The 19,262-nt window shown below is 66.8% G+C and carries 17 protein-coding genes; 4 read left to right on the plus strand and 13 right to left on the minus strand.

The window, feature by feature from the left end; all coding sequences use genetic code 11:
- The first annotated feature begins 20 nt into the window (after positions 1–20).
- Positions 21–548 carry a hypothetical protein gene (locus tag GO308_RS00670; RefSeq protein ID WP_240883520.1) on the plus strand — a complete coding sequence of 176 codons (528 nt, stop codon included), beginning with the start codon at positions 21–23 and terminating at the stop codon, positions 546–548.
- A 23-nt stretch (positions 549–571) separates the two neighbouring features.
- Here the strand turns inward: GO308_RS00670 and ychF are convergent, their stop codons facing one another.
- The 5 genes from ychF to GO308_RS00695 form a co-directional block, all read right to left on the minus strand.
- The gene (gene ychF, locus GO308_RS00675; RefSeq protein ID WP_240883521.1) at positions 572–1,672 is read right to left on the minus strand and encodes a redox-regulated ATPase YchF; all 1,101 of its coding nucleotides are present in this window, start codon (positions 1,670–1,672) and stop codon (positions 572–574) included.
- A gap of 84 nt (positions 1,673–1,756) precedes the next feature.
- Positions 1,757–2,359, minus strand: a complete 603-nt coding sequence (locus GO308_RS00680) for a TIGR02466 family protein (protein WP_240883522.1) — start codon at positions 2,357–2,359, stop codon at positions 1,757–1,759.
- Positions 2,359–2,928: an aminoacyl-tRNA hydrolase gene (pth, locus tag GO308_RS00685; protein ID WP_066481072.1), complete on the minus strand. Its 570-nt coding sequence runs from the start codon at positions 2,926–2,928 to the stop codon at positions 2,359–2,361. Before pth ends, GO308_RS00680 begins: the two co-directional genes overlap by 1 nt.
- Positions 2,929–3,069: 141 nt before the next feature.
- Positions 3,070–3,693, minus strand: a complete 624-nt coding sequence (locus tag GO308_RS00690) for a 50S ribosomal protein L25/general stress protein Ctc (RefSeq protein WP_066481070.1) — start codon at positions 3,691–3,693, stop codon at positions 3,070–3,072.
- Between the two features lie 128 nt (positions 3,694–3,821).
- The gene (locus GO308_RS00695) at positions 3,822–4,709 is read right to left on the minus strand and encodes a TraB/GumN family protein (RefSeq protein ID WP_240883523.1); all 888 of its coding nucleotides are present in this window, start codon (positions 4,707–4,709) and stop codon (positions 3,822–3,824) included.
- Positions 4,710–4,844: 135 nt separating this feature from the next.
- Here GO308_RS00695 and GO308_RS00700 point away from each other — a divergent pair, with 135 nt between their 5' ends.
- From GO308_RS00700 to ppdK, 3 genes are all read left to right on the plus strand, one after another.
- Positions 4,845–5,699 (plus strand): glycine--tRNA ligase subunit alpha, encoded by an 855-nt coding sequence (locus tag GO308_RS00700; protein ID WP_240885179.1) that lies wholly within the window; start codon positions 4,845–4,847, stop codon positions 5,697–5,699.
- Between the two features lie 235 nt (positions 5,700–5,934).
- A complete protein-coding gene (locus GO308_RS00705) occupies positions 5,935–8,607 on the plus strand; it encodes a glycine--tRNA ligase subunit beta (RefSeq protein WP_240883524.1) in 2,673 nt (890 codons plus the stop codon).
- A 114-nt stretch (positions 8,608–8,721) separates the two neighbouring features.
- Positions 8,722–11,388: a pyruvate, phosphate dikinase gene (ppdK, locus tag GO308_RS00710; RefSeq protein WP_240883525.1), complete on the plus strand. Its 2,667-nt coding sequence runs from the start codon at positions 8,722–8,724 to the stop codon at positions 11,386–11,388.
- Positions 11,389–11,534: 146 nt separating this feature from the next.
- Here ppdK and GO308_RS00715 read toward each other — a convergent pair whose 3' ends face one another.
- The 8 genes from GO308_RS00715 to GO308_RS00750 form a co-directional block, all read right to left on the minus strand.
- Entirely contained in the window at positions 11,535–12,101 is a 567-nt protein-coding gene (locus GO308_RS00715) for a hypothetical protein (protein WP_240883526.1), read from the minus strand.
- A gap of 74 nt (positions 12,102–12,175) precedes the next feature.
- The gene (locus GO308_RS00720; RefSeq protein WP_066481058.1) at positions 12,176–13,165 is read right to left on the minus strand and encodes a type II secretion system F family protein; all 990 of its coding nucleotides are present in this window, start codon (positions 13,163–13,165) and stop codon (positions 12,176–12,178) included.
- An 11-nt stretch (positions 13,166–13,176) separates the two neighbouring features.
- A complete protein-coding gene (locus tag GO308_RS00725; RefSeq protein WP_240883527.1) occupies positions 13,177–14,148 on the minus strand; it encodes a type II secretion system F family protein in 972 nt (323 codons plus the stop codon).
- Between the two features lie 60 nt (positions 14,149–14,208).
- On the minus strand, positions 14,209–15,516 hold the full coding sequence (locus GO308_RS00730; RefSeq protein WP_066481056.1) for a pilus assembly protein CpaE: 1,308 nt from the start codon (positions 15,514–15,516) through the stop codon (positions 14,209–14,211).
- A 1-nt stretch (position 15,517) separates the two neighbouring features.
- Complete coding sequence (locus GO308_RS00735) at positions 15,518–16,138, minus strand: CpaD family pilus assembly lipoprotein (RefSeq protein ID WP_231726086.1); 621 nt, start codon at positions 16,136–16,138, stop codon at positions 15,518–15,520.
- 28 nt (positions 16,139–16,166) lie between these two features.
- Positions 16,167–17,642: a type II and III secretion system protein family protein gene (locus GO308_RS00740; protein WP_231726087.1), complete on the minus strand. Its 1,476-nt coding sequence runs from the start codon at positions 17,640–17,642 to the stop codon at positions 16,167–16,169.
- A gap of 79 nt (positions 17,643–17,721) precedes the next feature.
- Positions 17,722–18,732, minus strand: a complete 1,011-nt coding sequence (gene cpaB / locus GO308_RS00745; protein ID WP_066481053.1) for a Flp pilus assembly protein CpaB — start codon at positions 18,730–18,732, stop codon at positions 17,722–17,724.
- A 50-nt stretch (positions 18,733–18,782) separates the two neighbouring features.
- Positions 18,783–19,253, minus strand: a complete 471-nt coding sequence (locus tag GO308_RS00750; protein ID WP_240883528.1) for a prepilin peptidase — start codon at positions 19,251–19,253, stop codon at positions 18,783–18,785.
- Positions 19,254–19,262: the final 9 nt, after the last annotated feature.

The following is a 19,262-nucleotide window of genomic DNA, read 5'->3' on the forward strand; positions in this document are numbered from 1 at the left end:
GCGGTGCCGGGCCGGACTGGATGGACGAGACGGCGGCCGTGCTGATGGAGCCCGAAAATCTGGCGGGTCCGCGCATCAGCCAATTCGGGGACCGCTATCGCAAGCTGCGCGCAAGTGGATCGTTGTCGACCGCGCCCGACAATGCGCTGGTCGATCTGCCCGCTTTCTTCGCGTCGACGCATCCGGGGGCCGAGCGAGGACGTGCGCTGATTGCCGCCATGCAAAAGGAAAATCCGGGCGCGACGCCAAAAGAAGGGATGATGATCCGGGCATCATCGGGACCAGAGGCGGAGAAGTTCGCCGAATCCGCGATTCATTACTATCTGCAGGCAACCCTAACCGCGGAATATCTTGTCGCCCGGACCAAGGATCCGGCAATCTTCGCGCGCATCGGTGCAGCTTTTGGCCGCGGCGAGACGATGGCGGCATGGCTGGCCAACGCCGAGCCCAAGGGCGAGCTGCCGCGCGATCTGAACGCGCTACAGGACGATTGGCTGGCCTGGCTAGACCAGAGATTCCCGATCGAACCGGACAGGCCCGAGTCCTGATGCCGGTTGCAGCAGCGGCGTGATCACACGTTGAAGCGGAACAGCATCACGTCGCCGTCCTGGACGACATATTCCTTGCCCTCGGCGCGCAGCTTGCCGGCGTCGCGCGCGCCGGCCTCGCCCTTGAACGCGACATAGTCCTCGAACGCGATCGTCTCGGCGCGGATGAAGCCGCGTTCGAAATCGCTGTGGATCGCGCCGGCCGCCTGAGGCGCCTTGGCACCTGCCTCGACCGTCCAGGCGCGCGCTTCCTTCGGCCCGACGGTGAAGAAGGTCAGCAGGTGGAGCAGCTTGTACCCCGCGGTGATGACGCGGGCGAGGCCGGTTTCCGCCAGCCCCAGTTCGGCCAGGAACTCGGCGCGGTCCTCGACCGGCATGGTCGCGATCTCGGCCTCGATCGCGGCGGAGACGACGACGGCCTGCGCGCCCTCGGCCTCCGCCTTGGCGAACACGTTGGCCGACAGCGCATTGCCCTCGGCGGCGTCTTCCTCATTGACGTTGCACACGTACAGCACCGGCTTGGCGGTCAGCAGCTGCGCCTGCGCCAGCACGCGCGCTTCGTCGACGTCCTTGGGCGCGGTCAGTCGCGCGGGCTTGCCGTCGCGCAACAGGTCGAGCGCCTGGCCCAGCACGCTGGCGGCGACCTTGGCCTCCTTGTCGCCTTGCTGCGCCTTCTTGACGAAGGCCGGCACGCGCTTTTCCAGGCTTTCCAGGTCGGCGAGCATCAGCTCGGTCTCGACCGTCTCGGCATCCGCGATCGGATCGACGCGGTTATCGACATGCTGGATGTCGTCATTCTCGAAACAGCGCAGGACGTGGACGATCGCGTCGACCTCGCGGATATTGCCCAGGAACTGATTGCCCAGCCCCTCGCCCTTGCTCGCCCCGCGCACCAGTCCCGCGATGTCGACGAACCCGAGCTGGGTCTCGATGATCTTGGCCGACTTGGCGATCTCGGCCAGCTGGTGCAGCCGGGGATCGGGCACCGCGACATTGCCGACATTGGGCTCGATCGTGCAGAATGGATAATTCGCCGCCTGCGCCGCCGCGGTCTCGGTCAGCGCGTTGAACAGCGTGGATTTGCCGACATTGGGGAGCCCGACGATGCCGCAGCGAAAGCCCATGAGATGATCCTGATTTCGGAAGAATGATGTCCCGCCCGATAGGCCGAAGCGGGTGCGGATGCCAAGTCGCGCGGCGCGCGGCGGCTAACGATAGTTGAAACTGATGCTGATCCGTTCGCCCTTGCCGGCATGGGGCATCACTTCGTGGCGCAGCCAGCTTTCCCACAGGAACACCGCGCCCGCGCGTGGTTCGGCATAGACGAAGCTGCGCAGCGGCTCGGGCGCGTCGGGGGTGCGTGGCGGCGCGGCCATCAGCATCGGCAGCCGCGGGTCCTCCAGCTTCAGTGCGCCCGAACCCGGCGGCACCGCGATATAGACGGTGCCCGACACTACCGCGTGCGGATGGATGTGGCCGCTGTGCGTCGCGCCGGGCTTCATCACATTGACCCACAGACTGTCGAGCTTGAGCTTCCTGCCGCCCAGGTCGAACGCACAGTCGCTGGCGAACGCGGCGACGTGGCGGTTGAGGTGCCGCACCAGATCGCCAAAGCGCGGGTCGCGCTGAGGCAGGTCGTTGAGCGACGCATAGCTGGTATAGCCGCGATAGCCATGATCGCGCGACCATGCCCGCCCCGCGCGGTCGGCCTCGGCCAGATCAAGGCACGCGCCCTCGAGCTCCGCGATCAGCGCAGCGTCGCCCAGATCGGCGTCGTAGAATTGCGTGGCGAACAGCGAGCGGGTGGGCATCAATCCTGCAACCTCAACGCGACGTCGTTCATGAAGCGGACGTCATCACCGTCCGCCAGCCACGGCGCTTCGGCGGCAACTGCGCCCAGCAAGTCGGACAGTGGCTCGATCTCCGCCTTGGCGAAATTGCCGAGCACATGGCCGGTCACCCGGTCCTTGTGCCCCGGATGGCCGATGCCGAGCCGCACGCGGCGGAATTCGGGGCCGATATGCTGGTCGATCGACCGGATGCCGTTGTGGCCGGCAGCCCCGCCGCCATGCTTCACCTTGACCTTGAAGGGTGCCAGGTCGAGCTCGTCATAGAAGACGGTCAGGTCGGCGGGGGTGAGCTTGTAGAAGCGCAGCGCCTCGCCCACCGAACGCCCGCTTTCGTTCATATAGGTCGCGGGTTTGAGCAGCAGCAGCTTGTGCGCGCCGATGCGCCCTTCCTGCACCCAGCCCTGAAATGCCTTTTTCGGCGCGGAAAAGCCATGGACTTCGGCGATGGCGTCGACCGCCATGAAGCCGATATTGTGCCGGTGCATCGCATATTGCGGGCCGGGATTGCCGAGCCCCACCCAAAGCTGCATGGCTGAGTCTCTCGCTATACCGCGGCGGGCACCAGCACGCCGTCCCGGCGTAGGCGGGGACCTCTGGCCAATTGAGCGCCCTATTGAAGGTCGCTTCATTAGCCAGCGGCCCCGGCCTGCGCCGGGGCGACGTAAGTCGGATTACGCGCCCGCGGCTTCGGCTTCCGCAGCCGCTTCGCCCTCTGCCGACTTCAGCGCCGACGGCGCCGCGATCGTCGCGATGGTGAAGTCGCGGTCGTCGATCGCCGACTTGGTGCCCTTGGGCAGCGTGACGGCGGAGATATGGAGCGATTCGCCCACGTCCAGGCCCTTGACCGACACGTCGACATGATCGGGGATTTCGGCCGCGTCGCACACCAGTTCGAGTTCGTGACGGACGATGTTGAGCACGCCGCCGCGCTTCAGCCCGGGCGATTCCTCTTCGTCGACGAACACGACCGGGATCGCCACCGTCACCGTCGCATGTTCGGAAATGCGCAGGAAATCGACATGGACCGGACGGTCGGAGACGGGATCGAAGGTCACGTCCTTGGGCAGCGTGCGGATCGCCGACTTGCCGACGCCGTCGACCATCACGATCGAGTTCATGAAGTGGCCGCTCATCAGCAGCTTCATCAGCTCGCGTTCGTTGACGTGGATCGGCTGGGGATCCTGCTTGTTGCCGTAAATCACGGCGGGGACGCGGCCTTCGCGACGAAGCGAACGGGAGGCTCCCTTGCCAACCCGATCGCGCGTCTCGGCCGACAGCGTAAGCTGTTCGCTCATTTGCTATCTCCGGATGCGGTTGTGTTTCCAATCATGCCATGGCGAGCCTCCAGGGATGACCCCGCCACGGCAAGCGCGCGCCTATAGGGGCAAAAGGGGGTGGATGGCAAGGATTGGGTGTTGGCCTATCAATATCGTACCTGCGCCACCTTCACCCCGCGCTTCGCCAGCAATCGCTGGACGCTGCCCTTGCCCGCCAGATGCCCCGATCCGACCGCGACGAATACCGTGCCCGGCCGCGCCATCCGCGCCGCGATCCACGTCGCCCAGTTGGCGTTGCGCCGGTCGACCAGCCGGTCGCGGACGCTGGCCGGCGTCTGCGCCATGTCGTCCGCCAGCACGCGCGCGAGCCCGCGTTCGTCGCCCTTGCTCCACGCCGCCACCGCCTGGTCGGTCGCGACCTCGACCTGGTCCTGCCCGTCGAGCACGCGGGTCAGCATCTCGATCTGCGTCGCCTCGGGCAGGTCGGCGAAAATCCGATACTGGTCCTCCAGCGTCTCCAGCGCCTCGACCGGCTTGCCCGCGCGCGCCGCTGCCTCGGTCAGCACCGCCTCGACCCCCAGCGCGCGGTCATAGCCATGCCCCGACAGCGGCTGCACCGACAGGGCGGAGGCGACCACCCACGGCCGGCTGCGCTCGAACGCGCCCGCGGGATAGCCGATCGCGCGGGTCGCGGCGGCGAGCTTCTCCGCATAGCCCGCGGGCAGCCGCGCCGACAGCGGCGGGCCGTCGCCCAGCGTGCCGTAGCGGTCGGTCAGCGTCCGCATCTCCGCCGGGTCGGGTGTCGCGATCTCGAGCACCAGCGTATCTGCGCGTGCGAACGCATCCGCCACCGCCTCGTCGAACCAGCTCAGCCCAGGCTTCAGCAGGTGCACCGTGCCGAACAGGTAGATGGTGGTGTCGGCGTCGCGCGCGACCCACAAAGCGGGGTCGACATCGCGCACCACCGCTTCGCCCGATGGACCGGCAATGGCGAGCGCGGCAAGCGCGAGCAGGTGTTTGGCGGGGGCGATCATCCGTCCCGCCATAGCGCGTCGTCCCCCCGCACGCCATTGACCCCCGTTCCCGCCTGCGCCAAAGCGACCGCGACACCCTTTATTGCAACCGCGAACGGCAGACGCTTGAGCTCATCGCCTCTCAGCTTCCAGCGCATGATCCTGACGCTCCACGATTACTGGAGCCGTCACGGCTGCTTGATTCTCCAGCCCTATGACATGCGGATGGGCGCGGGGACGTTCCACACCGCGACGACGCTGCGTGCGCTCGGCCCCGATCCGTGGAACGCCGCCTTCGTCCAGCCGTGCCGCCGACCGACCGACGGCCGCTATGGCGAAAACCCCAACCGGCTCCAGCATTATTACCAGTATCAGGTGATCCTGAAGCCCAGCCCGCCGAACCTTCAGGAGCTGTATCTCGGCAGCCTGGCGGCGATCGGCATCGACACCAATCTCCACGACATTCGTTTCGTCGAGGATGACTGGGAAAGCCCGACGCTCGGCGCGTGGGGGCTGGGCTGGGAAGTGTGGTGCGACGGGATGGAGGTGACCCAGTTCACCTATTTCCAGCAGATGGGCGGCTATGACTGCAAGCCGGTGGCGGGCGAGCTGACCTACGGCCTCGAGCGCCTGGCCATGTACATCCAGAACAAGGATTCGGTGTACGACTTGGCGTTCAATGACGCCGACGGGAATGTGCCCGCCTTCACCTATGGCGACGTGTTCCTCGAAAACGAACGCCAGATGAGCGCCTGGAACTTCGAGGTCGCCGACACCGACACGCTGTTCGACCTGTTCCGCAAGGCGGCGGCCGAGTGCGAGAACTGCTTGGCCGCGAAGCTCCCCATCCCGGCTTATGAGCAGGCGATCGAGGCGAGCCACATCTTCAACCTGCTGAACGCGCGCGGCGTCATCTCGGTCGCCGAGCGCCAGGCCTATATCGGCCGGGTCCGCGATCTCGCCAAGGGCGCGTGCGCCGCGTGGATGGAGCGGAACGGGTGGTCGGCGTGAGCGGGATTTGGTTCACGCGAAGGCGCGAAGGCGCGAAGGCTTTGGTTCACGCAGAGGCGCGGAGGACGCAGAGCAGTCGGTTCCCGTTGCCGCGCAGCGGCCTTTTCCCGCCGACGGAGCCAAACATCGCCGGCGCTGGCGCGCCATTTCGGCTTGGTCTCATCTCCGCGTCCTCTGCGGCTCTGCGTGAACCCCCTTCTTCCCTTTGCGCCGTCGCGCCTTCGCGTGAACCCAAATGACCGACTTCCTGCTCGAACTCCTCTCCGAAGAAATCCCCGCGCGGATGCAGGATCGCGCGCGCGCCGATCTGGAAAAGCTGTTCGCCGCCGAACTGGCGACCGCAGGCCTGAGCGCGAGCGAGATCGTCACCTACGCCACCCCGCGCCGCCTGGCGCTGATCGCGCGCGGCCTGCCCGATCAGACTGAGGCGGTCAGCGAGGAGCTGAAAGGGCCGCCCGCCGACGCGCCCGATGCGGCGATCGACGGCTTCCTGCGCAAGGCGGGCCTGACCCGCGACGCGCTGGAGACCCGCGACGTCAAGGGCCGCGCCACCCTGTTCGCGGTCGTCAACCGCCCCGGCCGTGCGACGGCGGACGTGCTGGCGGACGCGATCCCCGCGATCGTCCGCGCCTTTCCCTGGCCCAAGTCGATGCGCTGGGGCGCCGCGTCGCTGTCGACCGAAAGCCTGCGCTGGGTCCGCCCGCTCCAGGGCATCGTCGCGCTGTTCGGCGATGCCGTGGTCGACTGCGACGTCGCCGGCATCCGCGCCGGGCGTGCCACCGTCGGCCATCGCTTCCACCACCAGGGCGCGGTCGAGATCACCGATGCCGCCACCTATGCCGAAACGCTGCGCGCCGCGCACGTCATCGTCGATCAGGACGAGCGCCGCTGGATCATCCGCACCCGCGCCGCCGAACTGGCGCGCGAAGCCGGCCTCGAACTGATCGAGGATGAGGGGCTGGTCACCGAGAATGCCGGGCTGACCGAATGGCCGGTGCCGCTGCTCGGCCGCTTCGACCCCGAATTCCTCAGCGTCCCGCCCGAAGTCATCCAGCTCACAGCGCGGGTGAACCAGAAATATTTCGTCTGCCAAACCTCCCAAGCACGGGGAGGGGGACCATCGGCACCCGCCGATGGTGGAGGGAGCGCGCCCACCGGCACCCCCCCTCCGTCAGGCGCTGACGCGCCTGCCACCTCCCCCGCCGGGGGAGGATTGGCCAACGCCTTCATCTGCGTCGCCAACATCGCCGCCAGCGACGGCGGCGCGCGGATCGTCGCGGGCAACCAGAAAGTGCTCGCCGCCCGCCTGTCCGACGCGCGCTTCTTCTACGACACCGACCTCAAGGTGCCGCTTGAGGAACAGGCGAAGAAGCTCGAAAAGATCGTCTTCCACGAAAAGCTCGGCACCGTCGCCGACAAGGTCGACCGCGTCGCCAAACTCGCCCGCTGGCTGTGTGAGGAAGGGATTGTCAAATCCTCCCCGAGCTTGCTCGGGGAGGGGGACCACGCGCAGCGTGGTGGAGGGGCCGCCGTCGCAGACGGCGGTGTGCCACCGCCGCCCCTCCACCGTCCTGCGGACGGTCCCCCTCCCCAAGACAAGCTTGGGGAGGATTTGTCGCGCAAGGAACTGGCGGACCTCGCCGAACGCGCCGCCCGGCTGTGCAAGGCCGATCTCGTCACCGGCATGGTCGGCGAGTTTCCCGAGCTGCAGGGCCTGATGGGCGGCTACTACGCCGCCGCGCAAGGCGAAGACCCCCGCGTCGCCGCCGCGATCCGCGACCACTACAAGCCGGTCGGCCAGGGCGACGACGTGCCCACCGATCCGGTGACGGTGGCGGTAAGTTTGGCGGACAAGCTGGATACGATTGCAGCGTTTTTCACGATTGATGAGCGCCCGACTGGCTCAAAAGATCCTTTTGCACTTCGCAGATCTGGCATTGCCGCTATTTCGTTGATTATCTTAAACACGGTTCGCGTGTCTTTAGTCACCGTTATGATGCGAGCAATGTTTGGCGTGCTGGAGCGTTACTATAAAGAAGATATATTACGAAAATTTCTAAGGATCTCGCCGACACTATCAGAGCTGTCCGACCCTGCCGTGAGAGAAGCGGTATTTCGTGATGTGTTTCCGAAAATTAACGTACCGGAAGATCCAGCAGCACCCGTTCCCGTTATTGAGAGTGACAGAGAGAATGCTGCGCGTTTGGTCGAACTCGTTGCATTTTTGATGGACCGTCTCAAAGTCCAGCAACGCGAGGCGGGCGTCCGCCATGACTTGATCGACGCGGTATTCGCGCTGGGCGGGGAGGACGACCTCGTCCGGCTGCTCGCCCGTGTTCATGCGTTGCAGGCGTTCGTCGAGACGGCGGATGGGGCGAACCTGCTCGCAGGGTACAAGCGTGCGGCCAATATCCTTAAGAAGGAGGGCGTCGCCCCGGCGGAGGCCGGGGCCGGTGGCCAAGTGGGCGCGCCATTGCCAGAGGCCCCGGCCTCCGCCGGGTCGACGTCAGGTGGCGGGGCGACGGCTGCTTCCGCAACCAAACTCCCCCAGACCGGCGAGGAAGACCCGCTGGCCGAGGTCGACGACCCCGAATTCACCGAAATCGTCGCCGAATACGCCCGCTCCGAACGCGCACGCATCCTGTCCTACACGCCCGAACCGGCCGAAGATGCGCTGATGCGGGCGCTCGATGCGGCGGAGCCTGCCGCGATCCGCGCGGTGGAGGCGGAGGATTTTGCCGGCGCGATGGCGGCGCTCGCCTCGCTGCGCGCGCCGATCGATGCGTTCTTCGACACCGTCACCGTCAACGATCCCGATCCGGTCAAGCGCACCGCGCGGCTCAACCTGCTGGCGCGGATGCGCGCGGCGGTGCATCGCGTCGCTGATTTCTCGCGGATCGAGGGATAGGGAGCAAATCGCGCACAGCCCGCAACTTGCCATAACTTCGCAACCCAATTGCCGATCGGCATCCGCCTTTCCTCCCCGGGAGCAGGACACCGATTCAAGCACAGGACGATCCAGATGACCCAATATGTGTACCGGTTCGGCGGCGGCGTTTCCGATGGCGGGCGCGGCGACAAGAACCTCCTGGGCGGCAAGGGCGCGAACCTCGCCGAAATGGCATCGATCGGCCTGCCGGTGCCGCCGGGCTTCACGATCAGCACGGAGATGTGCACGCGCTATTATGAGGAAGGCCAGGCCTTCCCCGACAGCCTGCGGGCCGAAGTCGCCAACGGCATCGCGCATATCGAGGGGATTACGGGCAAGCGGTTCGGCGACGCCGCCGATCCGCTGCTCGTCTCGGTCCGCTCGGGCGCGCGCGTGTCGATGCCGGGCATGATGGACACCGTCCTTAACCTCGGCCTCAACGACGAAACCGTGGTTGGGCTGGCGACGGTCAGCGGCGACGAACGCTTCGCCTGGGACAGCTATCGCCGCTTCATCCAGATGTATTCGGACGTCGTGCTCGAACTCGACCATGGCCGATTCGAGGAAGCGCTGGAGATCGCCAAGGAAGATAACGGCCATTATCTCGACACCGATCTGACCGCCGACGACTGGAAGCGGCTGGTCGACGAATATAAGTCGATCGTCCAGGAACTCTGGGGCAAGCCGTTCCCGCAGGACGTGCATGACCAGTTGTGGGGCGCGGTCGGCGCGGTGTTCGGATCGTGGCAGTCGGAACGCGCCAAGGTCTATCGCAAGCTCAACAACATCCCCGGCGACTGGGGCACCGCGGTCAATGTCCAGGCGATGGTGTTCGGCAACATGGGCGATACATCGGCGACGGGCGTGGCGTTCACCCGCGACCCCTCGACCGGCGACGCCGCCTATTATGGCGAGTTCCTGATCAACGCGCAGGGCGAGGACGTGGTGGCGGGCATCCGCACCCCGCAATATCTGACCCGCGCCGCCCGCGAAACGGCGGGAGCCAAGCCGATGAGCATGGAAGAAGCCATGCCGGAAACTTATGCCGAGCTGGCATCGGTCTTCGACCTGCTCGAGCGCCATTATCGCGACATGCAGGACATCGAGTTCACCGTCGAGCGCGCCAAATTGTGGATGCTTCAGACCCGGTCGGGCAAGCGCACCGCCAAGGCGGCGCTCAAGATCGCGGTCGACATGGCCAATGACGGGCTCATCACCCGCGAGGAAGCGGTCGCGCGCGTCGATCCGTCCGCGCTCGACCAGCTGCTCCACCCCACGCTCGACCCCGCCGCCCCCCGCGACGTGCTGACCAAGGGGTTGCCCGCCAGCCCCGGTGCGGCATCGGGCGCGGTCGTGTTCGACGCCGACACCGCCGAGCGCCGCGCCGAATTGGGCGAGGCGGTGATCCTGGTGCGTATCGAAACCAGCCCGGAGGATATTCATGGCATGCACGCGGCGCGCGGCATCCTGACCGCGCGGGGCGGCATGACCAGCCACGCCGCGGTCGTCGCGCGCGGCATGGGCCGGCCCTGCGTTTCGGGCGCGGGCACGCTGTCGATCAACCCGCGCGAGCGCCGCTTCACCGTGGGCGGGCGCGAGGTGCGCGAGGGCGACATCCTGACGATCGACGGCGCGACCGGCGAGGTGATGCTCGGCGCAGTGCCGACCGTGCAGCCGGAGCTGGCCGGCGATTTCGGCACGCTGATGGAATGGGCCGATCAGGTCCGGCGGCTGAAGGTGCGCACCAACGCCGAAACCCCGCTCGACTGCCGCACCGCGCGCGATTTCGGCGCGGAGGGCATCGGGCTGTGCCGCACCGAGCATATGTTCTTCGAAAGCTCGCGGATCACGTCGGTCCGCCAGATGATCCTGGCGGAGGATGAGAAGGGCAGGCGGGCCGCGCTCGACAAGCTGCTGCCCGAACAGCGCGCCGACTTCATCGAGATTTTCGAGGTGATGGCGGGCCTGCCCGTCACCATCCGCCTGCTCGATCCGCCGCTGCACGAGTTCCTGCCGCATGAGGAGGCCGAGTTCGCCGAAGTCGCCGAAGCCGCCGGCGTGGGGATCGAGACGCTGAAGCGGCGCGCGAGCGAGCTGCACGAAGTCAACCCGATGCTCGGCCATCGCGGCTGCCGGCTGGGGGTCAGCTATCCCGAAATCTACGAGATGCAGGCGCGCGCGATCTTCGAGGCCGCGATCGAGGTCGCGGTGAAGTCGGGCGCTGCGCCGATCCCGGAGGTGATGATCCCGCTGGTCGCGACGCGGCGCGAGCTCGAGCTGATGAAGGCGGTGGTCGATCAGGCGGCGCAGGCGGTGTTCGCCGAAAAGGGCCGCACGGTCGAATATCTCGTCGGCACCATGATCGAGCTTCCGCGCGCGGCATTGAAGGCGCGCGAGATCGCCGAGATCGGCGAGTTTTTCAGCTTCGGCACCAACGACCTCACTCAGACGACGCTGGGCGTCAGCCGCGACGACGCCGCGCGTTTCCTGGGCACCTATGTCGACAAGGGCATCTACGCCCGCGACCCGTTCGTCAGCCTCGACATCGAGGGCGTGGGTGAGCTGATCGAGATTGCCGCCGAACGCGGCCGCGCGACCCGCCCCGACATCAAGCTCGGCATTTGCGGCGAACATGGCGGCGATCCGGCGAGCATCGCATTCTGCGAGACGATCGGCCTCGATTATGTCAGCGCGAGCCCCTACCGCGTGCCGATCGCCCGCCTGGCGGCGGCCCAGGCGGCGCTCAAGGGGCGGGGATAGTCACCTATCGTCGCCCCGGCGCAGGGGACCCCGCAAAGTAGTCCTTTGCCGGGAACCCCGGAGGCCGGGGCCTCTTGCAAGTGCCGCGCTTCATCTGCCACAGGCCCCGGCCTTCGCCGGGGCGACGCTCCGGACTTTACGCCACCTCAGACCCGCCGGCGGTCCATCTCGTCGACGCCCGCACGCAGCGCGCGGGCCTGGCCCCGCCAGTCCTGGCGCGTGATCGTGCCGCGGGCGAGCTGGGTTTCGTCCTCGACCGCGGCTTCGTCGTCGTCGGTCAGCGTCTCGATGTCGCGAAAGCTCTTGATGCCCAGCACGTTGAGCTTGCGCTCCAGCGTCTCGTCGATGCCCTCGATGCGTGACAGATTGTCGCGGGCGCGGCCGAACCAGTCGCGCCAGCTGCCCCCCGCGTCGCGCCCCGGCGGCGTGCGGACGGGGACGACCGTTCCGGTCGCCGTGGCCGGATTGCGGCGATGCTCGTTTTCGATCGCCGCGATGCGCCGGTCGCGATCGGCCTCGATCTCGCGGATATGCGCATCCTTTTCCTGCGCGGCGCGCTCGGCTTCGGTGCGGTAACGGCGATGCTCGAGCTCGAGCGCCTTGAAGCGGGACTTCCATTTGCGCCCGCCCGACGTGCTCGCCAGGCCGAGCAGCCAGCCGGCGAACACGCAGAGCACGAGCATCACGACTTGGGTGGGGGTCTGCACCAGCATCTCGCCATCTCCCGGTTGGGTTCCGGCGATCTAACCCGCCAACGCGGCAACTCGTTCCGACGCCGGGCCGGTCGTCACATCAGCGCATCGCTGATCGAACAGGCCGCCGGACCCAGAATGACGATGAACAGCACCGGCAGGATGAACAGGATCAGCGGCACCGTCATGATCGCGGGCAGGCGCGCGGCTTTTTCCTCCGCCCGCATCATACGTTCGTTGCGGAATTCGGCCGACAGCACGCGCAGCGCCGAGGCGAGCGGCGTCCCGTATTTCTCGGTCTGGATCATGGTGGTGACCACGCCCCGGATCGCGTCCAGCTTGATGCGCGTCGCCAGATTCTCGAACGCCTGGCGCCGGTCGGTCAGAAAGCCGAGCTCGATCGCGGTCAGCGAAAATTCCTCGCCCAGTTCGGGATAGGCGCGGCCAAGTTCCTTGGCGACGCGGTGGAACGCGGCATCGACGGTCAGCCCCGCCTCCGCGCAGATCACGAGCAGGTCGAGCGCGTCGGGCAATCCCTTGCGGATCGCGTCCGACCGCTTCTGGATCTTGTTCGACAGGTAGATGTCGGGCGCCTTGTAGCTGCCGATGAAGCTGATCGCGACGACGCCATAGGCCTTGAGCGGGCTCCAGTCGGCGAACATCTCGGTCCCGTAGACCAGGAACAGCATCGTGCCACCGATGAAGATCGGCAGCATCATCCGGCCGAAAATGACCGCGACGGCGTAATCCTTCGACCGGATGCCCGCCTGCATCAGCTTGATCTGTGCGGCCTTTACCTGCTCGTCCTGCAGCACCTTGAGCGACGACAGGAAGTCGCGGATGCGATCGGTCGTATCGTTGCGCTGGACCAGCTTGGCCCGCCGCTTCGAGGTCGAGGCGGTGATGCCGGCCTTCAGCTGCTCGCGACGGTCATTGAGCGCCTTGACGCGCTTGGTCATCGGATCGCGCACCGTCGTGACGGCATAGAGCGCGACGAGCACCGCGAAGGTGGCGACGCCCGCAAGGACCGTCGCGACCCAGAAGACGTCGACACCGAACAGGGTAGGGCCGGGAGTTGATTCCATGATCCGCGCCTTCAGATTTCGAAATTGACCATCTTCGCCATGATGAAGGCGCCGATGCTCATCCACACCAGCCCGCCGCCACCGGCGATCATCAGCCGCTGATCGATGAAGAAGTTCTGCATGTAGGTCGCATTGATGAACCAGATGAGCCCGAAGACGATGAAGGGCAGCGATCCGACGATATAGGCCGACGCCTTCGATTCCGACGACATCGCCTTGATCTTCAGCTTCATCTGGCTGCGCTTGCGCAGCACGTCGGCCAGGTTGGCGAGCGTTTCGGCCAGGTTGCCGCCGGTTTCGCGCTGGATGGCGATGGTGATGACGAAGAACTGGAACTCGGGCGTGCCCAGCCGCTCCGCAGTTTCCTGCAGCGCCTGATCGAGCGTCTTGCCGATCTTCATCTTGTCGGACACCGCGCGGAATTCCTCACCGACCGGGCCGGGCACTTCCTGACCGACGACGCCCATCGTCTCGGTGATGGGCAGGCCCGAGCGCAGGCCGCGGACGAGCAACTCGATCGCATCGGGAAACTTGGCGGTGAACTTGTTGACCCGGCGCTTGACGAAGAAGCCGACGACCATGTGCGGCAGCCCGGTGCCCGCAAAGGCGCCGACCATCAGCGCCAGCAGCACCGGGAGGCCGCGCAGCCACAACAGCGCGAACACCACCGCGAGCACCGCGGCCGATGCCATCCCGTACTGGCCGACCGTCCAGGATTTCCCGGTCATCGCCAGGCGCTTCGCAAGCTGTGCCGGATTTGGCAGGAAGCGCCCGATCGCCAGGTCCATGCTGGTCGCCTTGACCGCCGCGATCCGACGCATCTGCGCCTCGACGAGCGCCCCGCCCGCGCTTTCGGAATGGCGCACGCGCACGCTGGTCAGGCGGCGCGCACCCGCGCGCGCCGTCGACGGCCCCGACAAGGCAAAGAAAATCAGCAAGAGGGTGAACAACATTCCTGCCGTCACCAGGATCATCGCCATCATTGCCCGTCGCCCCTTCGCCTCTTCCTGTCGTGCATCGTGATCGCAGTTACGCGATCACGGTCATTTGCGGGCGGCCTTGCCCGGCATTTTCGGCTTGAACGCGACGATCTTGCCCAGCAGCGAGGCGGCACCGTCGCCCGGCTTCGCGCCGCCCTTCTTGCCCTTCGCCGCCTTCTGATCGGGATCGGCATTGTCGCCGATCTCGGCCAGCTGCTGGGACAGCGTGACCAGCGGCACGATCGTCTTCGACCCCTTGCCGGCGTCGGCCACGGTCTTGCCCAGCTTGGCCGCGTTGGCGGTCAGCTTCTGGTCGAACGGAACGACGTGATCGACCTTGCGCTCGATCGAGCCTTCAAAGTCCTTGCGGCTGATCTCCAGCTGCGCGGCCGGATGGACGCGATTGGCCAGGACGATGACTTGGGTCTGGGGCGCGTTCGATTTGAACCACGACAGCACGCGGATCGTGTCGCGTGCGGCGGCGAGCGTGAACTCGGTCACCACCACGGCCACCTGCACATCGGCGATCAGATGCGGGTGCTGGATCAGCATCGCGCGCGGCAGGTCGATGACGGTGCATTCGAACGCGCCGCGCATCTCCTCCTGCAGCTGGTAGAAGGCCCCGCCATCGGTCATCACCGGTGAGTTGATCGGCGCTTCCGCCGACAGCACCGCCAGCCGTTCGGAGGCGCGCACCATGGCGCGTTCGATGAACAGCCCGTCGATGCGGCTCGGATTTTCGATCGCGTCGGTCAGCCCGCGACCGGGCTCGAGGTCGAGCGCCAGCGCACCGGTGCCGAAATGCACGTCGAGGTCGAGCAGCGCGGTGTTGCGCTGGGATTTTTCGCTGAGCAGCCATGCGATCGAGGTGGCGGCGGTCGATGCCCCGACGCCGCCGCGCACGCCGATCACCGCGATCGAGCAATGCGGCCGTTCCGACCCCGTATCGGCAAGCTTGGGCGCGTTGAGCAGCGCCTGTGCGTTCGAGAATGCGTCGCGCAGCATGTCGGGATTGAGCGGCTTCAACAGGTAATCCTGGATGCCGCTGGCCACGAGATCGCGATAGAGGCGGACGTCGTTGACCTGGCCGGCCGCGATCACGACCGTACCGGGCTCGCATACTTCGGCGAGCGCGTTGATGTCGTTGAGGGGATCGCCCGATTCGGACAGGTCGACGAACAGGACGTGGGGGCTTGCCGATACCGACAGCGTCTGCACGGCGTTGCGCAGCCCGCCCTTGTTGACCTTTTCCGCCGACCAGCCCTGTTCGACCGCGATCGGGCGAACCGCCTCGGCGGTGATTTCGTCGCAGACGAATGCGACGAAGGGTTCACGGTTGGCGGTGCGGCCGGGGTTCCATGGCGCGTTCATCTTATTTGCCTCCGGTCGATTCGGATTTCAGGCCGCCCGCGCCGGTCGGTGTCGCCTTGCGATAGGTGCCGATCGCCTTGACCGCCGTCGCCGGATCGGTGGTGGTCGCCCCCGGCTGGCCGCGAACCAGGTCCTGCGGACGCGCGACCATGGCGGCGAGGTTGGAATTGACCGCGCATCCATAGTTTGACGACGTCAACGCCGCGAATGTCGGCGCCGAGGTGTTGGAATGATTGGGGCAATTGGGCACGCTCGCGGACGAACGGCTCAACAGCACGCGCACCGTCCCCGGTGCGACCGCGCCCACCGTGACCGGTGCCGCATCGCTGACCGCCAGCCCATAGGTCTTGGCCTCTTCCGCGATCGCGCGGCGGATGCCGGCGGAGGCGGTCGGATCGTCGACCGCGATATCGTCGCCATATTGCGCGCGCAGCGACGCGAGCCATCCCGCCAGGCGGCTTGCCTCGCCGGCGGCGAGCGCGTCGCCGCTGGTGGCGAGGTCGATGGCATAATCGGTGCGCTGGACGACCGGCTGATTGGCCGATTCGATGCCGCGATAACCCGAACAGCCGGAGACGAGCAGGGCGGCGGCGATTGCGCCGGGAAGAAGAGAACGTGACATTTTCCGTGCCTCCATGATCATCACCGGATCAATTCGCGCTGAAACCGGGCGCGGCCGATTTTGCCTTGCCCCGTGGGTTGATCGCCTTTTCGGACGGGCTTGCCTGCGGCAGCGTCGGGCCGGTCGGGAGCGGGGCGACGGCACCGATCGTCGGCGCGGCGCTGGTCGACGGCGCGACGCTCGGCATCGGCCGCTTCTCGCCGGTCTGGCCGACCGAAGTCTGCCCCAGCAACAGCCGCTCCGCATCGTTGGGCGAGCGGTAGCCGTCGGTCGGCAGCACGATCTGCGACGCGTCGACAGGCTTGACCAGATACGGGGTGATGACGATCACCAGCTCGGTTTCGTTGCGCTGGAACGAGTTCGAGCGGAACAGCGAACCGAGCAGGGGCACGTCGCCAAGGCCGGGTGCCTTGTCGATCGAATTGTCCTGGTTGTTCTGAAGCAGGCCGCCGATCATGAAGCTCTGGCCCGAGCCGAGCTCGACCGTCGTTTCCGCGCGTCGCGTCGTGAGCGCAGGGATCTGCGTCCCGTTGAGCGTGACGGCGCCGACTGCGGTCAGCTGCGACACCTCCGGGCGGACGCGCAGCGAGATGCGGCCGTCGGAGAGCACCGTCGGCGTGTAGGCAAGGCTGACGCCGTACTGCTTGTATTCGACCGAGACTGCGCCCAGTCCCTGGCTGATCGGGATCGGGATTTCGCCGCCCGCCAGGAAGGTGCCGGTTTCGCCCGACAGCGCGGTCAGGTTCGGATTGGCGAGCGTAATCACCTGGCCGTTGCGTTCGCCCAGATCGAGCGAGCCGAGCAGGTCGAGCCCGAGCAGTTTGCCCGCGCCGTAGAGCGCGGTCCCGGTCGCGGGCGCGGTCAGGACGGTGACGTCATCGCTGCCTTCGTTGCCGACGCCGATCGGGCCGCCGGGCACGAACTGCGATGCAGAAGAACGGCCGCGCGACACGCCGAACTTGAAGCCGCCGGTCGAATCCGCCGACGCCAGGTTGACGCCGATATTCTTGACGAAGCTGCGGCTGACCTCGGCGATCCGGACCTGCAGGTTCACCTGGAGCGGGGTCGCGGTGCGGATGCGGGTCAGCACCTGCGTCTTGTCGCCGACGAACGCCTGGACCAGGCGCTCCGCCTCGGCCGCGTCGTCGGGGTTCGGCACGGTGCCGGTCAGCACGACGATGCCGTTGAGCGTCGTCGCCTTCACGTCGGCGTCGGGCATGGTCAGGCTGAGCATCTGGCCGATCGAGTCGAAATTGTTGCCGACCCGGACCGTCGCCGAATAAACGACCTTGCCCGTTTTGGACGTCGCATAGACCGTCGTCTCACCGGGCCCCTTGCCGAAGATGTATAGCTGGGTCGGCGAGCGGACCTGGACGTCGGCCACGCTTTCGTCGGCGACGAACAGGTCGGACATCGGCTGGGCGAGCGTGATCAGGCGACCGCGGCCGGTGTTGACCTGGACCGTCTGCGGCGTGCTGGCGACCTGCTGGCCGAATGCGGGCATCGCAGTGGTCCCGACGGTGCTGGCCAGCAGGGCCAGGATCGCCGGCGCACCGACCATGCGCTTCGAAAGCGTTGCCATCTTAATTCTTCCCCCCCGTCGCGACTTCCGTCACGTTGTTGCCGCGTGCGATGCGCACGACCGGTCCGGCGCCCGGAATGCCGGATGCGCCGTTGCTGCCGCCATTGCCCTCGACCGGCTTGGCCGGCACGGTGCTGCGCTGGTAGCGCGAGATGTCGGCACCCGTGGAAAAGCTCGCCCGGCCTTCGATCGGACGCGCCGACACGCGGGCCAGCATCGCCTTTTCCGCAGCGGGATCGCCGCCTTCCGGAACGCTCACCTCGCCATCGGCAATCGCCTGCTCAAGTTCGCCCGCGCTGTCGGCCAGCGAGCGCAGCGACAGCGACAGCGAACCCACGGTCTGTGCGACCGCCAGCTTTTCGGCGATGCGCGGCGTGGCTTCGACCGTGACCGTCGAATAGGTTTCGACGACCGTCTTGCCATTGTCGTCGGTCGTCTTGTCGGTGCGCTGGTCGGTGGCGAGCACGCGAACATTGCGCAGGATTGTCTCCGACACCTTGAGCGGCGGACCGTCGCCGCCGCCGGCGACCGATTGCGTCAGCACGATGTCGATGCGGTCGCCCGGGAACACGAAACCGGCCACCGCCGACTGTGCGGAAACGGGCACGGTGACCGCGCGCATCCCCGGCCCGAGCGCCGCGGCCAGGAAGCCGCGATCGCCGGGCTTGACCAGTGACCCCTGGGTCACCGGCTGGCCGGCGGGGATCGCATAGCGCACAACGGTGCCCTGAAGCTGCTTCAGGTCGGCGTTGGTGCCCTTGATGTAATAGGCGCCTTCGATCAGTTCGGCCGGCCAGGGCTGAAACTTCAGCGCGCCGGCATCGAGGATAGTGCCGACCGGCAGCGCGCGCGCGGCGACCAGCACCTCGGGGCCCTTGACCTTGACGACGGGTGCGCCGTTTGCGACCGCTTGTGGCGCGGGCGTGCCCGACATCAGGTTGCGGGCCATGAACGCCGTGATCGCTGCCACGATCAGTGCACCCACCAGCAGAATGATCTTTCTTCCATCCATGACGCAAAGGGCCTTTCAGTCGCCGGGCCGGTTGATCCAGCGTTAAGCAATCACCCGAAATGGTTAAGATACGGTTCGCGCAGCGCGATCAGGCTCGCCATGGCGATCGCGACGCCGTAGGGAATCTCGATCGCGCCCTCGCGCTTGCGCAGCCATTTTTCGAGCATCAGCACCGCCGTCAGCGCACCGCCGAGCAGCGACATCAAAATCAGCATCCACACGAGGGGCTCGATCGGCAGCCACAGCGCCAGCGCACCGATCATCTTGACATCGCCGCCGCCCATCTGGCCGAGCGCGAACACCAGCACGAACATCCCGAACACCGCGGCGGCCACGCCGACCTGCAGCGCGATGTCGGGCCAAAGCGCGCGGCCATTGGCGACCCACCATGCGATCGCGAACAACGCGATCGCCGCGTTCTTCCAGTTGGCGATCGTGCGCTGGCGCGCGTCCTCGACGCCCGCCGACACGAGCAGCAGCACGAGGCTGACGATCAAGATCAGGTTTACGATATTCCCCACCGGACAAAT

This window comes from Sphingomonas sp. SFZ2018-12 (assembly GCF_022496715.1).
Lineage (GTDB): Bacteria > Pseudomonadota > Alphaproteobacteria > Sphingomonadales > Sphingomonadaceae > Sphingomonas.